General features: G+C 62.8%; 16 protein-coding genes and 1 pseudogene. 13 read left to right on the plus strand and 4 right to left on the minus strand.

The window, feature by feature from the left end:
* Positions 1-44 precede the first annotated feature (44 nt).
* The 4 genes from GA0061105_RS13235 to GA0061105_RS13250 all read right to left on the minus strand — a co-directional run bounded on the left by GA0061105_RS13235 (position 45) and on the right by GA0061105_RS13250 (position 3,671).
* On the minus strand, positions 45-1,337 hold the full coding sequence (locus GA0061105_RS13235; RefSeq protein WP_092750569.1) for an ABC transporter substrate-binding protein: 1,293 nt from the start codon (positions 1,335-1,337) through the stop codon (positions 45-47).
* 36 nt (positions 1,338-1,373) lie between these two features.
* The gene (locus GA0061105_RS13240; protein ID WP_092750571.1) at positions 1,374-2,378 is read right to left on the minus strand and encodes a LacI family DNA-binding transcriptional regulator; all 1,005 of its coding nucleotides are present in this window, start codon (positions 2,376-2,378) and stop codon (positions 1,374-1,376) included.
* Positions 2,379-2,491: 113 nt separating this feature from the next.
* Positions 2,492-2,812, minus strand: a complete 321-nt coding sequence (locus GA0061105_RS13245) for a hypothetical protein (protein ID WP_064692784.1) — start codon at positions 2,810-2,812, stop codon at positions 2,492-2,494.
* Between the two features lie 154 nt (positions 2,813-2,966).
* Positions 2,967-3,671 carry a transcriptional regulator NanR gene (locus GA0061105_RS13250; protein WP_092750573.1) on the minus strand — a complete coding sequence of 235 codons (705 nt, stop codon included), beginning with the start codon at positions 3,669-3,671 and terminating at the stop codon, positions 2,967-2,969.
* Between the two features lie 177 nt (positions 3,672-3,848).
* On the opposite strand from GA0061105_RS13250, the gene oiaX reads away from it, so the two are divergent.
* The 13 genes and pseudogenes from oiaX to dhaL all read left to right on the plus strand — a co-directional run bounded on the left by oiaX (position 3,849) and on the right by dhaL (position 17,533).
* Positions 3,849-5,105 (plus strand): 3-oxo-isoapionate-4-phosphate decarboxylase OiaX, encoded by a 1,257-nt coding sequence (oiaX, locus tag GA0061105_RS13255; RefSeq protein WP_092750575.1) that lies wholly within the window; start codon positions 3,849-3,851, stop codon positions 5,103-5,105.
* Positions 5,106-5,110: 5 nt separating this feature from the next.
* Complete coding sequence (locus tag GA0061105_RS13260; RefSeq protein WP_092750577.1) at positions 5,111-6,448, plus strand: four-carbon acid sugar kinase family protein; 1,338 nt, start codon at positions 5,111-5,113, stop codon at positions 6,446-6,448.
* Positions 6,448-7,247: pseudogene (locus GA0061105_RS13265) on the plus strand (triose-phosphate isomerase). The gene GA0061105_RS13260 and the pseudogene GA0061105_RS13265 overlap by 1 nt, the downstream one beginning before the upstream one ends.
* A complete protein-coding gene (derI, locus tag GA0061105_RS13270; protein ID WP_092750579.1) occupies positions 7,244-7,690 on the plus strand; it encodes a D-erythrulose-4-phosphate isomerase in 447 nt (148 codons plus the stop codon). Before GA0061105_RS13265 ends, derI begins: the two are co-directional and overlap by 4 nt.
* A 78-nt stretch (positions 7,691-7,768) precedes the next feature.
* Entirely contained in the window at positions 7,769-8,596 is an 828-nt protein-coding gene (locus GA0061105_RS13275; protein ID WP_092750581.1) for a phosphogluconate dehydrogenase C-terminal domain-containing protein, read from the plus strand.
* 79 nt (positions 8,597-8,675) lie between these two features.
* Positions 8,676-9,617 carry a D-ribose ABC transporter substrate-binding protein gene (locus tag GA0061105_RS13280; protein WP_092750583.1) on the plus strand — a complete coding sequence of 314 codons (942 nt, stop codon included), beginning with the start codon at positions 8,676-8,678 and terminating at the stop codon, positions 9,615-9,617.
* Between the two features lie 74 nt (positions 9,618-9,691).
* Positions 9,692-10,336: a DUF2291 family protein gene (locus tag GA0061105_RS13285; RefSeq protein WP_092750585.1), complete on the plus strand. Its 645-nt coding sequence runs from the start codon at positions 9,692-9,694 to the stop codon at positions 10,334-10,336.
* Complete coding sequence (locus GA0061105_RS13290; RefSeq protein WP_092750587.1) at positions 10,333-11,883, plus strand: sugar ABC transporter ATP-binding protein; 1,551 nt, start codon at positions 10,333-10,335, stop codon at positions 11,881-11,883. Before GA0061105_RS13285 ends, GA0061105_RS13290 begins: the two co-directional genes overlap by 4 nt.
* The gene (locus GA0061105_RS13295) at positions 11,880-12,944 is read left to right on the plus strand and encodes an ABC transporter permease (RefSeq protein WP_092750589.1); all 1,065 of its coding nucleotides are present in this window, start codon (positions 11,880-11,882) and stop codon (positions 12,942-12,944) included. The genes GA0061105_RS13290 and GA0061105_RS13295 overlap by 4 nt, the downstream gene beginning before the upstream one ends.
* Before the next feature lies 1 nt (position 12,945).
* Positions 12,946-13,980 carry a Gfo/Idh/MocA family protein gene (locus GA0061105_RS13300; RefSeq protein WP_064692774.1) on the plus strand — a complete coding sequence of 345 codons (1,035 nt, stop codon included), beginning with the start codon at positions 12,946-12,948 and terminating at the stop codon, positions 13,978-13,980.
* The gene (apnL, locus tag GA0061105_RS13305) at positions 13,977-15,824 is read left to right on the plus strand and encodes a D-apionate lactonase (protein ID WP_092750591.1); all 1,848 of its coding nucleotides are present in this window, start codon (positions 13,977-13,979) and stop codon (positions 15,822-15,824) included. The genes GA0061105_RS13300 and apnL overlap by 4 nt, the downstream gene beginning before the upstream one ends.
* A gap of 56 nt (positions 15,825-15,880) precedes the next feature.
* The gene (locus tag GA0061105_RS13310) at positions 15,881-16,885 is read left to right on the plus strand and encodes a dihydroxyacetone kinase subunit DhaK (protein WP_092750593.1); all 1,005 of its coding nucleotides are present in this window, start codon (positions 15,881-15,883) and stop codon (positions 16,883-16,885) included.
* 3 nt (positions 16,886-16,888) lie between these two features.
* Positions 16,889-17,533: a dihydroxyacetone kinase subunit DhaL gene (dhaL, locus tag GA0061105_RS13315; protein ID WP_064692771.1), complete on the plus strand. Its 645-nt coding sequence runs from the start codon at positions 16,889-16,891 to the stop codon at positions 17,531-17,533.
* The last annotated feature ends 12 nt before the right edge of the window (positions 17,534-17,545 follow it).

Genomic DNA, 17,545 nt, shown 5'->3' on the forward strand with positions numbered 1-17,545 from the left:
GCCCTGCGATGTCTGGCGAAGACCTCGCAGGGCAGCGATAGCGGTTATTGTTCGTCGCCGAACGGCGGGTATCCGTCGTTGTCCTCGATATCCTGGTCGATCTTCTCGGCGGCGGATGTCAGCGCCTCCTTGGGATCGCCGCCATTGAACACCTCGTCGACCGCTTGCATGAAGGCGGAGGTGATGGTGGGATAGGCTGGATGCGGCGGACGGCCGACGGCTGTCTTCGATGCCTGTTCGAAGGCAATCGCCATTGGACCGCCATCGGCATAGAGCGGAGATTCGGCAGCGAAGCTCTTCAAGCCGGGATAGCCGGACTGGCTTGCGACGTAGGTCCGGAACTCCTTGTCCTTCAGCAGGAAGCTGATGAACTTGGCCGCGATATCAGGATGCTTCGACGTCTTGGTGATCGCCCAGATCCAGGTGCCGTCGGGGCTTGCGCCCTTGGCGCCGAACTTGGGAAGCGGCAGCACCACGATGTTGTCCTTCATGGTCGCTGCGGCTTCGGCATAGACCCAGTGTCCGCCGAGCGCCAGTGCGGCCGGATTGCCTTCGGCGAAGAACTGGTTGGTGCCGGCCGACTGCGGCACGACCCAGCCGTTCTTGACCCATTTCTGCATCATGGCGAGTGCATCGACGCAGGCGTCGCTGTCGAGCGTTCCTTCGGATTTCCAGGCCTTGCGGTCGATCAGGTCGCAGCCTGACGATTGCAGGATCGGCCCATAGGCATAGGTGATCCATTCCGTCTTGATGCCGTAGCCGCGAAAGGTGTCGATCGGCCATTTCACGCCATCGAGCTTCGAAAGCTTCTCAAGATAGGATTCGAATTCCTCCCGCGTCCAGGCATCGTCGACTGATTTCGGGATGCGGGCGCCGATCGCTTCGAGATACTTCTTGTTGCCGTAGAGAACGACTGAGGAATCGGTCAGGCCGATCGCATAGAGATCCTTGTCGATCGGGTATGTGCCCTGCGCGATGTTGGACTCCGTCATGTCGTCGAGGAGATCCTTGTCGATCAGCGGCTTGATGGGCTGAAGATAACCCGACCAGACATAATTGGCGAGGAACGGCGCATCGAGCTCCATGACGTCGGGCAGTTGTTTGGCCATGACAGCCGCGCTGAACTTCTCGTTATAGGCGTCGTGCGGCGCGTAGATGAATTGGACATCTATATCGGGATTTGCGGCCTCGAAGCGCTCGGCCACCTTGCCATAGGCGGCGACAAAACCGGGATCGCCCTGATGCATGACCTGGATCGCGGTCTTTTCGGCCGCATGCGCCCATGTGGTTGTCAGTGCCGACGACAAGATTAGAGACCAAAGTAAACGATTACCCATTTGAATTCCTCCTCAGATGAACGGGTATAGCTCAAATTACACGGATGCCCGCTCCACCATTTGGAACGGCAGTTTCTGCACCCCGACCGGCACCCGGTCTTCGGCAAGCAGGATTTGAGCCGCCTGGCGACCCATGGCGCGGTGCGGCAGCGCCATGGTGGTGAGCGGCGGATCGAGGCGGGACGCTATTTCAACCTGATTATCGAAACTCGCGACCGCGACGTCATCTGGGATGGTCGCCCCGCATCGCCGCAATGCGGCGTAGACCTCCATGGCCACACGATCATTGCCGCATAAAATGGCGTCGGGCGGCCGCGGGCTATTGATGAGATCATGTATATGCAGGGGCACCAGACTATGGGCGCGATCGCTGTAGATTGCCTTGCTGACTGCGGGCAATACGGCAGCCCCTGCCCCGTCGGCGCCGGAATGATCGAGCGCCTGCCGGAATCCGAGTTCCCGCAGTTCGCCGGCGAGCAGGCCCGGGAGGTTGATAAAGGCGATATTGCGGCGGCCCGCGTCAAGCAGGTAGCTGGTAATCTCCATCGCTGCGCCGGTTTCATCCGGCACCAGCGATGTCACCCGGTCATTGGCCTCCCGGCAGTTGATCATGACCCCGACCGAATCGGCAAATTCGCGCGGCAGGTCGACGCTCTTGTGGTACATGGCAGCATAGGCGATGGCGCGCGGGCGAAAACGGCGCATCTCGTCGAGGATCGACGCCACGCTGCGATGGCCGCCGAGCGTCATTGCGAAGACGGCCATGTCGGCGGAGCGCACGGCGCCGTCGAGCCCCCTGATAATCTCGGTTGCGAAAGGTGACGTGATCAGGTCGTCCGCGATGAGGCCGACGAGCGGCATCCAACCCTGCCGCATGCTGCGGGCGGCGAAGTTGGTGACATAGCCGAGTTCTTCGGCGATTTCCTTGATCCGCTGCCGGGTTTTCTCCGACATGCGCGCCGAGCCGCCATGCAGCGCGCCTGATACCGTCTTGACGGAAACGCCTGCGCGGGCGGCTATGTCGCTGAGTGAAGAGGTCATGGGTCTTGCTTGGGTTATCGATTACCCAAAGCTAGCAGTGACCTTTGGAGGAGTCAAGGAAGGCGCCGACAGCAAAAACCCCGCCGGAGCGGGGTGTTTGCTCAGAAAGCCGTTCAGTTGTTATGCGCGGCGCAGGCTTCGTCCATCGGGGTAGCATTGCTCCTGCCGCCCTGCGTCTGGAGATTGTCGGAATTGTTCACCGGATCGGGGCACTTGGTTTTGTCCATTTTCATCGTGCCGCCGGTCGTAGAGCCGGTCGTGGTGGTATCAGTAGCCATCGGCTTTTTGGCTTTCATGTCGCCGCTCGCGCCACCGCCCTGATCGGCCGCATTCTTGTCGATCGTGGCGCCGGCCGGAGCCGGATTGGACTCGGCGAAGGCTGACGTTGCCATGCCGAGTGCGAGAAGCGAGGCTGCTACGAGTTTCATACGCATCCTGATATCCTCCTTGGGATGTTGCGGGGTTGGCCCCTCCACAACCTCGCCAGGACGGCATTGTTCCGGACCTGCTGACGACAAATTTCGCCGCACGCCCGGCACTGATCACGGGTCTGCATGGGAGCAAATATGGACGACGGTCTGGTGCGGGCTATTTCGTGTAAAGTGCCCGCGACCTTTCGAGATGCTTCAGGAGCGCCATCTCCGATCCATCGACGTCGTTGGCTTCGAGACGATCGACGATTTCGTCGTGTTCGGCGAGGGTGAACTTTTCCTTGCCGGTCCAGATCAGCATCTCGGTGTGATATTCCTTCAACCAGGCGAGCATGGCCTCGCTGACGGCAACGTAGATCGGGTTGCCCGAGATCTGGGCGATGCGGGTGTGGAATTCCATATCGGCATCGATGAACTCTTCGGCCCGCCCGAGGGACATGCGCTGGCGCTCGATAATGTTCCTGAGGTCGGCGATGTCACTTGCCGAGGCTCGCTGTGCGGCCTCGCGGGCCATGCCGCGCTCGAAGAAGATGCGGGCGCTCTTCAGATGCTCCAGCGAATCCGCCGATTGCGACAGCATGATCTTGGCGGTGAGATCGACCTGGCGGAAGATCGATTTTGCCGTCAGCCTCAGCACCTTCGCCCGCTCGCCATGCGAGATGCTGACGAGGCCCTTGTTGGCCAGCGACTGCATGGCCTCGCGGATCGCAGGCCGGCCGACGCCGAAGCGTTCCATCAGCGCCCGCTCCGAGGGCATTTCATCGCCGGGCTGAAGCTCGCCCGAGGTGATCATCCGCTCGAGTCGATCAAACACTTCGTCGGAAAGCTTCCGGCGGACGATTTGTTCGATTGGCTGGGTCATGAGATCTCGCTGGCTCAAAATGGTTCCTCCTAACAGTTTTCCGGGCCGAGAACAAAGCTCGCACCAAAAATTTGCACAGCCGAAGATTCCGCTTTTCAAAGATTGGAATACTCATTATACCAGATCACGAGTTGACGCCATGACAATCTAGTGGCGAGAGGAGCAACCGTCCGTCTGATGATGATAACACTAACCTACCGCATCGAAACGCCCGGCAGCGTCGAGGCGATGGCGGACAAGATCGCGAGCGACCAGTCGACCGGAACCTTCGTGCCGGTTCCCGGCGAGACCGAAGAGCTGAAAGCGCGAGTTGCCGCCCGCGTGCTGGCGGTCCGCCCGCTTGAAGAGGCGGCTCATCCGACCTGGCCCGAGGCCGCACCCGGCACGCGGCTCCACCGCGCCGACGTCGACATCGCCTTCCCGCTGGAGGCGATCGGCACGGACCTTTCGGCGCTGATGACTATCGCGATCGGCGGCGTCTATTCGATCAAGGGCATGACCGGCATCCGCATCGTCGACATGAAGCTGCCGGAGGCTTTCAAAACCGCCCATCCCGGCCCGCAATTCGGCATTGCCGGAAGCCGGCAACTGACCGGTGTCGAGAGCCGCCCGATCATCGGCACCATCGTCAAGCCAGCGCTTGGGCTGCGTCCACACGAGACGGCGGAACTCGTCGGTGAGCTAATCCAATCCGGCGTCGATTTCATCAAGGACGACGAAAAGCTGATGAGCCCGACCTATTCGCCGCTCAAGGAGCGCGTCGCCGCGATCATGCCGCGCATTCTCGATCACGAGCAGAAGACCGGCAAGAAGGTCATGTATGCCTTCGGCATCTCGCATGCCGATCCGGACGAGATGATGCGCAACCACGATATCGTCGCGGCCGCCGGCGGCAATTGCGCCGTCGTCAACATCAATTCGATCGGCTTCGGCGGCATGAGCTTCCTGCGCAAGCGCTCCAGTCTGGTGCTGCATGCGCATCGCAACGGCTGGGACGTGCTGACGCGCGATCCGGGCGCTGGCATGGATTTCAAGGTCTATCAGCAATTCTGGCGGCTGCTCGGCGTCGACCAGTTTCAGATCAACGGCATCAGGGTGAAATATTGGGAGCCGGACGACAGCTTCGTCTCTTCCTTCAAGGCCGTCAGCGCGCCGCTGTTCGATGACGCCGATCGGCCGCTTCCGGTCGCCGGCTCCGGCCAATGGGGCGGGCAGGCGCCGGAGACCTATCAGCGCACCGGTCGTACCGTCGATCTTCTCTATCTCTGCGGCGGCGGCATCGTCAGCCACCCCGGCGGCCCGGCGGCCGGCGTTCGCGCCGTGCAGCAGGCCTGGCAGGCGGCGGTCGCCGACATACCGCTTGAGACTTACGCCAAAGATCATCCGGAACTTGCCGCCTCGATCGCAAAATTCAGCGACGGTAAGGGCGCGTGACCGTCATGAGTGACTTTCTCGTCAGCTATTACGGCGATGATTTTACCGGTTCGACAGACGTCATGGAGGCACTGGCCTCGAACGGCGTCGAGACCGCACTCTTCCTCGGCCTTCCGACGCCGGAATTGCTCGCCCGTTTCAAGCATTGCCGCGCGATCGGCATCGCCGGAACGAGCCGCAGCGAAACGCCGGCATGGATGGAGCTGCATCTGGTGCCCGCCTTCGACTGGCTGCGCTCGCTCGGAGCGGCCGTCTGCCATTACAAAGTCTGCTCGACCTTCGATTCCAGCCCCGGCATCGGCAATATCGGCAAGGCGATCGAAATCGGCGGCAAGATCTTCGGGCAAGCGATCGTGCCCGTCATCGTCGGCGCGCCGCAGCTGAAGCGCTACACGGCTTTCGGCAATCTCTTCGCCGCCTATCAGGGCCGAGTCTACCGCATCGACCGCCATCCGGTGATGAGCCGCCATCCCGTTACGCCGATGGACGAGGCGGATCTTGCTGTGCATTTGTCGAAACAGACCTCGCTCCCCGTTCTCCTCGCCGATCTCGTTTCGATCACGGCTGGAGACGCCGATCTGCGCATCGACGCGCTGGCGTCGAGCCCGGAAGGCATCCTGCTCATCGACGTCGATTCCGAGGCGACGCAGGCCGCCGCTGGCCGGCAGCTCCTGCGGGTGGCCGGTCGCTCCGGCAGCTTCGTCGCCGGTTCGTCGGGGATAGAATATGCCCTGCTCGACGCCTGGCGGCGGATCGGCGTCATCGGCGAAAGCAGCACCGAGTTTCCCGATCCGGGCCCTGTCGACCGTCTCGCCGTCGTCTCGGGCAGCGTCTCGCCGACAACCGAGCGGCAGATCCGCGCCGCCGTCGAGAACGGCTTCGAGGCCATTGCGCTGGATCCGCTGGCGCTGGTTTCGGAGACCGGCGAAAGCGCAGTGGGGGCGGCGGTGCAGGTCGGCCTCGGCAAGCTCAGGGAGGGCAGGAGCGTCATTTTCTATACCGCGCTCGGTCCATCCGCCGACCGCGGCGCCGATATCGACAGGCTGCCGGGTGCGCGTCATCGCCTCGGCAATGCGCTCGGCACGATCCTGCGCAGGCTGATCGAAGCGGAGGGGCTTTCGCGCGCGATCGTCGCCGGCGGCGACACCTCAAGCCACGCGCTGCGGCAATTGAAAATCGACGCGCTGACGACGTTGCTGCCGCTTCCCCAGACGCCGGGGTCGCCGCTTTGCCTCGCCCATGGTGACCATCCCGCGACGAACGGCTTGCAGATCGCGCTCAAGGGCGGCCAGGTCGGCACCGACGGCTATTTCACGCAGATCCGCGACGGAAGGAAGAATTGATGGTCGTCTGGGTCGGCACCAGCTTCAAGATGAACAAGACGCTGGAGGAAGCGCTCGCCTTCGCGCCCCGCCTCGCCGATGCGGATCGCGGCCGCGATACCCGCGTGCAGCGCTTCGTCATTCCCTCCTTCACAACGGTGCGGGAGGTCAAGCGCGTGCTTGATGAAACCTCGGTGAAAGTCGGCGCTCAGAACATGCATTGGGAGGATGCCGGCGCCTGGACCGGCGAAGTTTCTCCCGCGATGCTGAAGGATTGCCGGCTCGATCTCGTCGAGCTTGGCCATTCCGAACGACGCGAACATTTCAGCGAGACCGACGAAACCGTGGGCCTCAAGGTCTCGGCTGCGATCCGCCATGGGCTGACACCGCTTATCTGCATCGGCGAAACCTTGCAGGAGCGCCAGGAGGGCCAGGCCGATAGCGTGCTGCGGCGGCAGGTCGAGGCGGCCCTGGCGTCGACACCGAGGCCGGCAAGGCTCCGGTCCTGCTTGCCTACGAGCCCGTCTGGGCAATCGGCGTCAACGGTATTCCGGCGACAGCCGATTACGCCTCCGAGCGGCACGGCAGGATTGCCGAGGTGGCGAAGGCCGTTCTCGGCCGCCCGGTGCCTGTTCTCTACGGCGGCAGCGTCAATCCCGACAATTGCGAGGAACTGATCGCGCAGCCTGATATCGACGGGCTGTTCATCGGCCGCTCCGCCTGGTCCGTCGAAGGCTATCTCGACATCCTCGGCCGCGTCAGCGCGGCTATCGACCGCTTATCTCCATGCCAGACGGCGAGTGAAAGGAAAATGCCATGAAGATCGCAATTGGCGCCGACAGTGCCGGCAAGCCGCTCCTGGATGTCATCGCCGCCCATCTCGCCGGCAAGGCGGACCTCGAAGTTCATGATCTCAGCCAATCCGGCTTCTATGCCGATCTTTCCCACCGCTTGGCGCAAACGATCGTCGATGGCGAACATGAGCGCGGCATCCTCTTCTGCGGCACCGGCATCGGCGTGTGCATTTCCGCGAACAAGGTGCCGGGCATCCGCGCCGCGCTGACCCACGACACCTATTCCGCCGAGCGCGCGGTCAAATCGAACAACGCCCAGATCATTACGATGGGCGCGCGCGTCATCGGCCCGGAGCTGGCGAAGTCGATCGTCGACGCCTGGCTCGCCTCGGAATTCGACCCCGCCGGCCCTTCCGCCGGCAACGTCCAAGCGATCGACCGGCTCGATGCGGAAAAACATGGGTCTTAATTGCGTAATCAGTGATATGGTGATTGACTCATCATACCAGTATATGATCATATCGAGAACTGAAAAGGTGAGGAAAACATGACCAAGATTGCTCTCTTCGGGGCCGGCGGCAAAATGGGATACCGGCTTGCCAAAAACCTCAAAGGCTCGCGCTTCGATGTGCGCCATGTCGAGGTGAGCGACGCCGGCAAGGCCCGTTTGAAGAACGATCTTGGCCTCGATTGCGTGCCGGTCGATGCCGCTCTCGACGGCGCGGACGTCGTCATTCTCGCCGTGCCGGATACGGCGATCGGCAAGGTCGCGGCGGGCATCGTCGACAAGCTTGCGACCGGCACCATGGTGGTGGCGCTCGACGCTGCGGCACCCTTTGCCGGCCACCTGCCGAAGCGTAACGACCTCACCTATTTCGTCACCCATCCCTGCCATCCGCCGATCTTCAACGACGAGACCGACATGCAAGCCAAGAAGGATCATTTCGGCGGCCTCTTCGCCAAGCAGCACATCGTCTCGGCGCTGATGCAGGGCCCGGAAAGCGCTTATGCGCTCGGCGAGGAGATTGCGAAGATCATCTGGGCGCCGGTGATGCGCTCGCACCGCGTCACGGTCGACCAACTCGCCATGCTGGAGCCCGGCCTTTCTGAAACCGTCTGCGCGTCACTGCTCGTCATCATGCGCCAGGCGATGGACGAATGCGTGGCGCGCGGCGTGCCGGAACAGGCGGCCCGCGACTTCCTGCTCGGCCATATGAACGTGCTTGGAGCTGTCATCTTCAAGGAAGTCGACGGCGTGTTCTCGGATGCCTGCAACAAGGCGATCGAGTTCGGCATCCCCGCGCTGATGCGCGACGACTGGAAGAAAGTATTCGAACCGCAGGAGATCGCCGAAAGCATCCGGCGCATCACCTGAACCGGCCCGGGGAGGCAAAGCGCTCCCCCCGTAACCGCTCCGGGGAGAACGGGGCGTCATTCACCATAGGGAGGAAAGAATGAAACTGACGCGCAGACTGACACTTGCAGCTTTTGCCGGCGCACTGGCGCTCGGCACGGCCATGCCGGCTTTTGCAGCCGATCTCATCGCCATCATCACGCCGGCGCATGACAATCCCTTCTTCAAGGCCGAAGCCGTCGGCGCCGAGGCCAAGGCGAAGGAACTCGGCTACGAGACCCTTGTCATGACGCATGACGACGACGCCAACAAGCAGTCGGAAATGATCGATACGGCGATCGGGCGCGGCGCCAAGGCGATCATCCTCGACAATGCCGGCGCGGACGCTTCCGTCGCCGCCGTCAAGAAGGCCAAGGATGCCGGCATCCCCTCCTTCCTGATCGATCGAGAAATCAACGCCACAGGGGTTGCCGTCGCCCAGATCGTCTCGAACAACTATCAGGGCGCGCAGCTCGGGGCGCAGGAATTCGTCAAGCTGATGGGCGAGAAGGGCAATTATGTCGAGCTGGTCGGCAAGGAATCCGACACCAATGCCGGTATCCGATCGCAGGGCTATCATGACGTCATCGACGATTATCCGGAGATGAAACTGGTCGCCAAGCAGTCGGCCAACTGGAGCCAGACGGAAGCCTATTCGAAGATGGAAACCATCCTTCAGGCCAATCCCGATATCAAGGGCGTCATCTCGGGCAACGACACCATGGCCATGGGCGCGATCGCCGCGCTACAGGCCGCCGGCCGCAAGGACGTGATCGTCGTCGGCTTCGACGGCTCCAACGATGTGCGCGACTCCATCAAGTCGGGCGGCATCAAGGCGACCGTCCTGCAGCCGGCTTACGCCCAGGCGCAGCTCGCGGTGGAACAGGCGGACGCTTATATCAAGAACAAGACGACGCCGAAGGAAGAGAAGCAGCTGATGGACTGCGTTCTCATCAACGCCGATAACGCCGACAAACTCGAGACCTTCGCGCTGACGAACTGATCAGCCGCGATTGGCAGAGGGTGCGTGGACCGCGCCCTCTGCAATCTGTTTTGCAAGACGCCGAGGTTCACCGGATGTTGAGAATGAAGGGCGCTCTGCTTGCTGCCGTCGTGGCGGCGGCTTTGCCCGGCTGCAAGATCATCAAGACTCCGACCGCGGAGGAGAAGGCGGCGGCAGCGGCCAAGACCGCCTTTGACCCGAATGCGAAGGTCGAGGCGATCTGGCAGCCTCAGGTCGTTCCCTATTTCGAAAAGCGCGCCGGCGAGCTGAAGGACGTCATGCCGCTCGTGGCCACGAGCCCCGATGCCGCGGGCGAGAAATACGGCAATCCCGGCAAGCAGAGCAGCTCGCCCTGGACCTATGCGGTGAAGATCACCGGCAAGGTCGTCGCAGCCGACACGGCCTCGCGTGCGGCGACACTCGACGTCGACGCGGACGGCGACGGCAAGGCGGACGCGAAAGTGCAGATCGGGCCGGCGCTGCGGGGCACGGCCCTGCGCGACACGCTCGACTTCGTCAATTTCAACGAGTTCAAGAACCAGATCGAATGGGCGCAGTTCGGCAAGGCGTTCAACGAGAAGGCCAATACCGCTTTTCTCTCCGCCGTTCCGCGCGACGGCCTTGTCGGCAAGACGGTAACGGTGATCGGCGCCTTTCCGCTGCCGAAAAGCGGCGAGCTTCCGCTCGTGACGCCTTCGGAATTGAAGGTGGCGTCATGACGGCAGCAGAGATACACGAGGACGATGTCATCCTGCGCCTCGACGACGTGTCGAAGGTCTATTCCGGCATCGTCGCCGTCAAGCGCGCCAATCTGGAGCTGCGCCGCGGCGCGGTGAACGTGCTCGTCGGCGAAAACGGCGCTGGCAAATCGACGCTGATGAAGATCATCGCCGGCGTCGAGCGCCCGACGCTCGGCCGCATCATCCTGGATGGCGAGCCCGTCTCCTTCGACAGCCCGGCCCAGGCGCAAGCGCACGGCATCGGCATGATCTTCCAGGAACTCAATCTCTTCGCCAACATGTCGGTCGCCGAAAACATCTTCGCAAGGCGCGAGATCACTCGCGGCCTGCTCGGCATCGACCACAAGGCGCAGGTCGAGAAGGCCAACGAATTTCTACGCCGTCTCGACGCCGGCATCGAGGCCGATGCGATGGTCGAGGACCTTCCGATCGGCCAGCAGCAGCTCGTGGAGATCGCCAAGGCGATGTCGCTGAATGCCCGCATCCTGATCATGGACGAGCCGACATCGGCGCTCTCGGCGGCCGAAGTCGAGATCCTGTTCAAGGTGATCGCCGAGCTGAAGGCCCAGGGCGTGGCGATCGTCTATATCTCGCACCGGCTGGAAGAGCTGATGCGAATCGGCGATTACATCACCGTGCTGCGCGATGGCCAGGTCACCGGCCATGCCATGGTGCGCGACATCGACACGCGCTGGATCGTCCGCTCGATGATCGGCTCGGATGCCAAGGATTTTGCGAAATCCGTCACCCATTCCGTCGGTGAGGAGGTCTTTCGCGCTGAAAATATCAGCCTTCCCAGGCCGACCGGTGGGCTTGCGGTCAACGATGTCTCGCTGTCGGTCAGGGCGGGCGAGATCCTCGGCATCTACGGCCTGATGGGTGCAGGGCGCAGCGAATTCTTCGAATGTGTGATCGGCCGCCATACGCACTCGACCGGCAAGGTCTTCATCGACGGCAAGGAAGTGCGCGCCCGCGATACGACGCGGCGCATCCGTCGCGGCCTCGCCCTCATTCCGGAAGACCGGCAGCGCGAAGGCCTGGTGCAGGTGCTCTCCATCGCTTCCAACCTGACGCTTGCGAGCCTTTCGCGGTTCACCCGGCTCTTTCATATCGACAGCGGCGCGGAGAAGAACGCCATCCAGGAAGCGATCCGTGATCTCTCGATCAAGGCACCGAACCCGGATTTCGAGGTCACCTCGATGTCCGGCGGCAATCAGCAGAAGGTCGTCATCGGTAAGGCGCTGATGACCAATCCGAAGGTGCTGCTGATGGACGAGCCGAGCCGCGGCATCGATGTCGGCGCCAAGGCCGACGTCTTCCGCACCATGCGCCGGCTGGCGGCAAACGGGCTCGCCATTCTGTTTTCGACTTCCGACCTCGAGGAGGTCATGGCGCTTTCCGACCGCATCGCGGTCTTGAGCAACGGCCAGCTCGTCGCCGTATTCGACAGGGACGAGGCGACGGAAGACGCCATTATCGCGGCTTCGGCCAAGGGACACGGACATCAAGGGAAACTCGCGTCATGATGGCGGCTACCTCCACCACTCTTGCGCCGAAGGGCGCCAACGGCTCCGCGCTTCTGACGCTGATGAAGCTCAGGACCTTTATCGCGCTTTTCGCCGTCATCATCTTCTTTGCGATTTTCGCGCCGAACTTCACATCGACCGCGAACATGATCCTGATGTCGAAGCATGTGGCGTTGAACGCGTTCCTGGCCATGGGCATGACCTTCGTCATCATCACCGGCGGCATCGACCTGTCAGTCGGCTCGATCGTCGGGCTCTGCGGCATGGTCGCCGGCGGGCTAATCCTCTACGGCATCGAACTGCCGATCGGCTACACCATCTATTTCAATCTCTTCGAGATCGTGCTGATCACGCTGTCGATCGGTCTCATCATCGGTCTGATCAACGGCCTGTTGATCACCAAGCTCAACGTCGCGCCCTTCATCGCCACGCTCGGCACGCTCTACGTCGCCCGCGGCCTCGCGCTGCTGTCGTCGGATGGTCAGACCTTTCCGAACCTCGTCGGCCGGCCCGAATATGCCACGACCGGTTTTGATTTCTTCGGCGCGGGACGCATTCTCGGCCTTCCGGTATCGATCTGGATACTGATCGTGCTGGCGCTTGCGGCCGCCTATGTCGCCCGCTCGACGCCGATCGGCCGTCACATTTTCGCTGTCGGCGGCAATGAACGGGCGGCGCGCATGTCCGGCATCCGGGTCAATGTCGTGAAGATCTTCGTCTACATGTTCTCCGGCCTCTGCGCTGCGATCGTCGGCGTCGTCATCTCCTCCGAGCTGATGGCGGCGCATCCGGCGACCGGCGAAAGCTTCGAGCTCAATGCGATTGCCGCGGCCGTTCTCGGCGGCACCTCGATGTCGGGCGGGCGCGGCACAATCGGCGGCACGATCATCGGCGCCTTCGTCATCGGCATCCTCTCCGACGGGCTCGTCATGATGGGCGTCTCCTCTTTCTGGCAGATGGTCATCAAGGGCCTTGTCATCATCATCGCCGTGGTCGTCGACCAGGCGCAGCGCCGCCTGCAGCAGCGCGTAACGCTGATGCAGATGGCAAAGGCAGGTTGAGATGACGGAATTGAAAGGCGCCCTGATCGGCTGCGGCTTCTTCGCCATCAACCAGATGCACGCCTGGAAGAATGTCGAGGGCGCCAAGATCGTTGCGATCTGCGACCGCGATCCGGAACGGCTCGACGTCGTCGGCGACCAGTTCGGCATCGAACGGCGCTACAGCGACGCCGAGGCGATGTTTGCCGATGGCGGCTTCGATTTTGTCGATATTGCCACGACAGTCCAGAGCCATCGCGCATTGGTGGAGATGGCCGCCCGCAACACGGTGCCGGCCATCTGCCAGAAGCCCTTCGCCAAGACGCTGGCGGATGCGAAGGCGATGGTCGAGGCCTGTCGCAATGCAGGCGTTGCCCTGATGGTGCACGAGAATTTTCGCTGGCAGACGCCGATCCAGGCGGTCCGCAAGGCGCTCGAAACAGGCGCGATCGGCACGCCCTTCTGGGGCCGCTTCTCCTTCCGTTCGGGCTACGACGTCTTCTCCGGCCAGCCCTACCTCGCCGAAGGCGAGCGCTTCATCATCGAGGATCTCGGCATCCATACGCTCGATATCGCCCGCTTTATCCTCGGCGACGTCAGCTCGCTTACGGCGCGCACGAAGCGGGTCAACCCCCGGATCAAGGGCGAGGATGTCGCAACCATTCTGCTCGATCATGAAAACGGCGCCACATCTGTGGTCGACGTCAGCTACGCCACCAAGCTCTCGAAGGAGCCGTTCCCCGAGACGCTGATCGAACTCGACGGCTCCGAAGGCACGATCCGGCTGAGCCAGGGCTACGGCCTCGAAATCGCCAATGGCAAAGGCACCACAAGACTGGACGTTTCGCCGAAGCTGCTGCCCTGGGCCTCGCGGCCCTGGCACAACATACAGGAGAGCGTCTATGCGATAGAGCAGCATTGGGTCGATCAGCTCAGGCGCGGCGCGGAGCACTCGACCTCGGGGGCCGACAATCTGAAGACCTTCGCCCTCGTCGAGGCCGCCTATGACAGCGCCGCTCAGGGGACGACGATCGATGTGAGGGCGATGCTGCGATGACGACGGATGCGTTCCAGCTCTACGGCACCCGCGCTCAGGAGAAGCCGCCGGTTCGCCTGACGGCCGGAAAGCTGACGGCCGATCTCGCCGACGGCAACCTTCGCACGATCCGCTATGACGGGATCGAGGTGCTGCGGGCCGTTTCCTACCTCGTTCGCGACCGGGACTGGGGCACTTATAGCCCCGAGATTGCCGATCTCAACATCGAACAAAACGGCGACCGTTTCGAAGTCACCTATCAGTCCCGCTGCGACGGGCCTGGCGAAGCGAAGCTCATCATCGATGTCCATATTGCGGGAGCTCAGGACCGGCTCGACTTCGAGGCCGAAGCCGTCACCGAGACCGGCTTCGAAACCAATCGATGCGGCTTCTGCATCCTGCATCCGATCGTCGGCATCGCCGGTTCGCCGGCGACGGTAGAGCATGTCGACGGCCGCACCGTCGAAACGCGTTTTCCCGATGTAATCGAGCCCTGGCAGCCGTTCAAGGAGATGCGCGCCATCACCCATGAGGTCATGCCCGGGGTTGCGGCGGAATGCCGGATGGAGGGCGATACTTTCGAAATGGAGGACCAGAGGAACTGGTCCGATGCCTCCTACAAGACCTACGTCCGGCCGCTCGCCCTGCCCTGGCCCTATCAAATTCCGGGCAGCCAGCCTGTCCGGCAGAAAACCTCGCTCATCATCAGGGATGCCGGCTCTTCCGAAAAGCGCTCCTCGGTCTTTACGCCGGGCGCGACGATCAGCCTCAAACTGGGAACGCGGACCGGCACAATGCCCGGCGTCGGCGTGATCGTGGCGCCGGAGGAGGCCGATGCGACCCTCGCGGCTGCGTCCCTGCTGTCTAAGATCGCGCCTCGCGAGCTTCTCTTCCATTTCGATCCGGATGCCGGGCACGGCGCCGAAGCGCTGAAGAGTTTTGCCGCGATCGCCGCTGTCCACAACGGCCGCTCAACGCTGGAGATCGCGCTTCCCTGCAAAGCGTCGCCTGCAAGCGAGGCGGCGGAAATCGCGCGGCAGATGCAGATCGCGGGCTTCCGGCCGGATGCGATCCTGCTCTCTCCTTCGGTCGACAGGCAATCGACGCCGCCCGGCAGCAATTGGCCGGACTGCCCTCCCCTCGAAGAGGTTTATGCAGCGGCGCGTGTCGCCTTCCCAGGCATTCGCCTCGGCGGCGGCATGCTGAGCTATTTCACCGAACTCAATCGGAAACGCGTGCCGGCAGGCGATATCGATTTCGTCAGCCACTGCACCAATCCGATCGTGCATGCGGCCGACGATCTCAGCGTCATGCAGACATTGGAAGCGCTGCCCTTCATCACCCGCTCCGTGCGCGCGATTTACGGCGATAAGCCCTATCGCATCGGCCCCTCGACGATCCCGATGCGGCAGAATCCCTATGGCAGCCGCACGATGGACAATCCCTCCGGTGGCCGCATCCCGATGGCTAATCGCGACCCGCGCCATAACGGACGCTTCGCCGAGGCTTTCGCGCTCGGCTACGCAATCCGGGTGCTGGATGCCGGTCTCGAATGCCTGACGCTTTCGGCCCTGAGCGGTCCCTTCGGCCTGATCGCGGGCCCTGATGAGCCGACCGAACAGGGCGGGCGTCGGCCACTCTTCAACGCCGTGCGCACTTTGTCTGGCTTGGCGGGCGCCTCCTGGCAGGAATGCGTCTCGTCTTCGCCCTCCGACGTTCTCGCTTTTATTGCCCTGGATGCCGCAGGCGCTAAGCTGCATATCGTCAATCTGACGGGCGAAGAGCGAAAGGTCGACTGCGGCGCATTGGGCGGACATGTGCTGCTCGCGCCCTTCGCGATAGCGGTCTTGCCGCTGGCGCATTGACCTCCGGCGCGCCAGCCGCATCTATGCAGGTCGGAGCTCGTTCAGGGAGGATCGGCGTGAAGACGAAGAAGCTTATCAATGCAGGCGCGGATGCGGTCGACGAGATGCTGCAGGGCGTACTCGCGGCGCATCCCGAGCACCTCTATGCCGCCGAAGGCATGCCGCGCGCGATCATCGCCAGAAACGGCCCGCGCAAGGGCAAAGTCGGGCTGGTGATCGGCGGCGGCTCGGGACACGAGCCGACCTTTCTCGGCTATGTCGGCAAGGGACTGGCGGATGCGGCTGCGATCGGCAATGTCTTCGCCTCGCCGCCGCCCGATCCTATCATGGCCTGCGCGAGGGCGGTCGACGGCGGCGCCGGCGTGCTGTTCATGTACGGCAATTATGCCGGCGACGTGATGAACTTCGACATGGCTGCCGAAATGCTGGCGCTTGACGAAATCGAGGTCCGCACCGTGCTTACGACCGACGATGTGGCGTCGGCCCCTTCCGATCAGGGGGAGAAGCGGCGCGGCGTGGCCGGCAATGTCTTCATCTTCAAGATCGCTGGTGCTGCCTGCGACCTGCTTTATTCCTTCGACGAAGTCGAGCGCGCCGCCCGCCACGCCAATGCGCGAACCTATACAATGGGGGTTGCGCTCTCGCCCTGTTCGCTGCCCCAGACATTGAAACCGAACTTCCAGATCGGCGAGGACGAGATGGAGATCGGCATGGGCATCCATGGCGAGCCGGGCACGGCCCGCGGTCCGCTGAAGCCTGCCGACGTCGTGACCGACGAATTGATGGACAACATTCTCCGGGAAATGAAGGCAGATCGGGGCGACCGTGTCGCCGTGCTCGTCAATTCGCTCGGTTCCACGCCGATGATGGAGCTCTACATCATGATGCGGCGCGTGAAGGCGCGGCTCGATGATGCCGGGCTCATCATCCATACTTCGCTCGTCGGCAATTACTGCACGTCGCTCGAGATGGCCGGAGCGTCCGTCACGCTCATGCATCTCGACGACGAGCTTCGGCGGTTGATCGACCATCCCTGCGATTGCGCCATGTTCAAGAGGTGATCGATGGCAATCTCCACCAAAGACCTGCAGCGCCTGTTTGTCCTGATCGCCGATGATATTGCGGCGCAACGCGACCATCTTTGCGAACTGGACGGCGTCATCGGCGACGGCGATCACGGCCTTGCCATGGATGCGGGCTGCGAGGCGGCGGCCAAGGCAGTCGGCGCGCTCGACCCCGCGCAGACTGCGCCGACAGCCGCCTTCAACGCGGCGGCAAAAGCATTCCTGAATGCGGTCGGCGCATCGTCCGGCCCGCTCTATGCCACAGCCTTCATGCGCGCCGGCGCCGCCGTCAAGGACAAGTCCGACCTCAGCGACGACGACTTCCTGCGTGCTTTTGCGGCGATGGCGCAGGGCATCCAGGAACGCGGCAAGGCCGAGCCCGGCGAGAAAACCATGGTGGACACCTGGCGGCCCGCGGCCGACGCCGCCCTCGCTCCTGCGTCCGGGACGTCCCTCTCCGAAGCTCTCGACATGGCAGAGCGGGCAGCGCACCAAGGCTCAGAAGCGACCAGGAACATGACGGCGGCCAAGGGGCGGGCATCGCGGCTGGGGGAGCGGGTGATCGGGCATATCGATCCCGGCGCTGCTTCGGCTGCGATCATCATCGCTTCGATCGCAAAATTCGCGCGGCAGCATGATGGTTAGCTCATCATACCA

It is taken from the genome of Rhizobium aethiopicum, from assembly GCF_900094625.1.
Lineage (GTDB): Bacteria > Pseudomonadota > Alphaproteobacteria > Rhizobiales > Rhizobiaceae > Rhizobium > Rhizobium aethiopicum.

Bases quoted from the DNA above. Each gene is read 5' to 3' on its own strand.
- apnL (WP_092750591.1), top strand. From the start codon at position 13,977: ATGACGACGGATGCGTTCCAGCTCTACGGCACCCGCGCTCAGGAGAAG.
- GA0061105_RS13295 (WP_092750589.1), top strand. From the start codon at position 11,880: ATGATGGCGGCTACCTCCACCACTCTTGCGCCGAAGGGCGCCAACGGC.
- oiaX (WP_092750575.1), top strand. From the start codon at position 3,849: ATGATGATAACACTAACCTACCGCATCGAAACGCCCGGCAGCGTCGAG.
- GA0061105_RS13240 (WP_092750571.1), bottom strand. From the start codon at position 2,378: ATGACCTCTTCACTCAGCGACATAGCCGCCCGCGCAGGCGTTTCCGTC.
- GA0061105_RS13300 (WP_064692774.1), top strand. From the start codon at position 12,946: ATGACGGAATTGAAAGGCGCCCTGATCGGCTGCGGCTTCTTCGCCATC.
- GA0061105_RS13260 (WP_092750577.1), top strand. From the start codon at position 5,111: ATGAGTGACTTTCTCGTCAGCTATTACGGCGATGATTTTACCGGTTCG.
- GA0061105_RS13280 (WP_092750583.1), top strand. From the start codon at position 8,676: ATGAAACTGACGCGCAGACTGACACTTGCAGCTTTTGCCGGCGCACTG.
- GA0061105_RS13275 (WP_092750581.1), top strand. From the start codon at position 7,769: ATGACCAAGATTGCTCTCTTCGGGGCCGGCGGCAAAATGGGATACCGG.
- GA0061105_RS13245 (WP_064692784.1), bottom strand. From the start codon at position 2,812: ATGCGTATGAAACTCGTAGCAGCCTCGCTTCTCGCACTCGGCATGGCA.
- GA0061105_RS13250 (WP_092750573.1), bottom strand. From the start codon at position 3,671: ATGACCCAGCCAATCGAACAAATCGTCCGCCGGAAGCTTTCCGACGAA.
- GA0061105_RS13235 (WP_092750569.1), bottom strand. From the start codon at position 1,337: ATGGGTAATCGTTTACTTTGGTCTCTAATCTTGTCGTCGGCACTGACA.
- dhaL (WP_064692771.1), top strand. From the start codon at position 16,889: ATGGCAATCTCCACCAAAGACCTGCAGCGCCTGTTTGTCCTGATCGCC.
- derI (WP_092750579.1), top strand. From the start codon at position 7,244: ATGAAGATCGCAATTGGCGCCGACAGTGCCGGCAAGCCGCTCCTGGAT.
- GA0061105_RS13285 (WP_092750585.1), top strand. From the start codon at position 9,692: ATGTTGAGAATGAAGGGCGCTCTGCTTGCTGCCGTCGTGGCGGCGGCT.
- GA0061105_RS13290 (WP_092750587.1), top strand. From the start codon at position 10,333: ATGACGGCAGCAGAGATACACGAGGACGATGTCATCCTGCGCCTCGAC.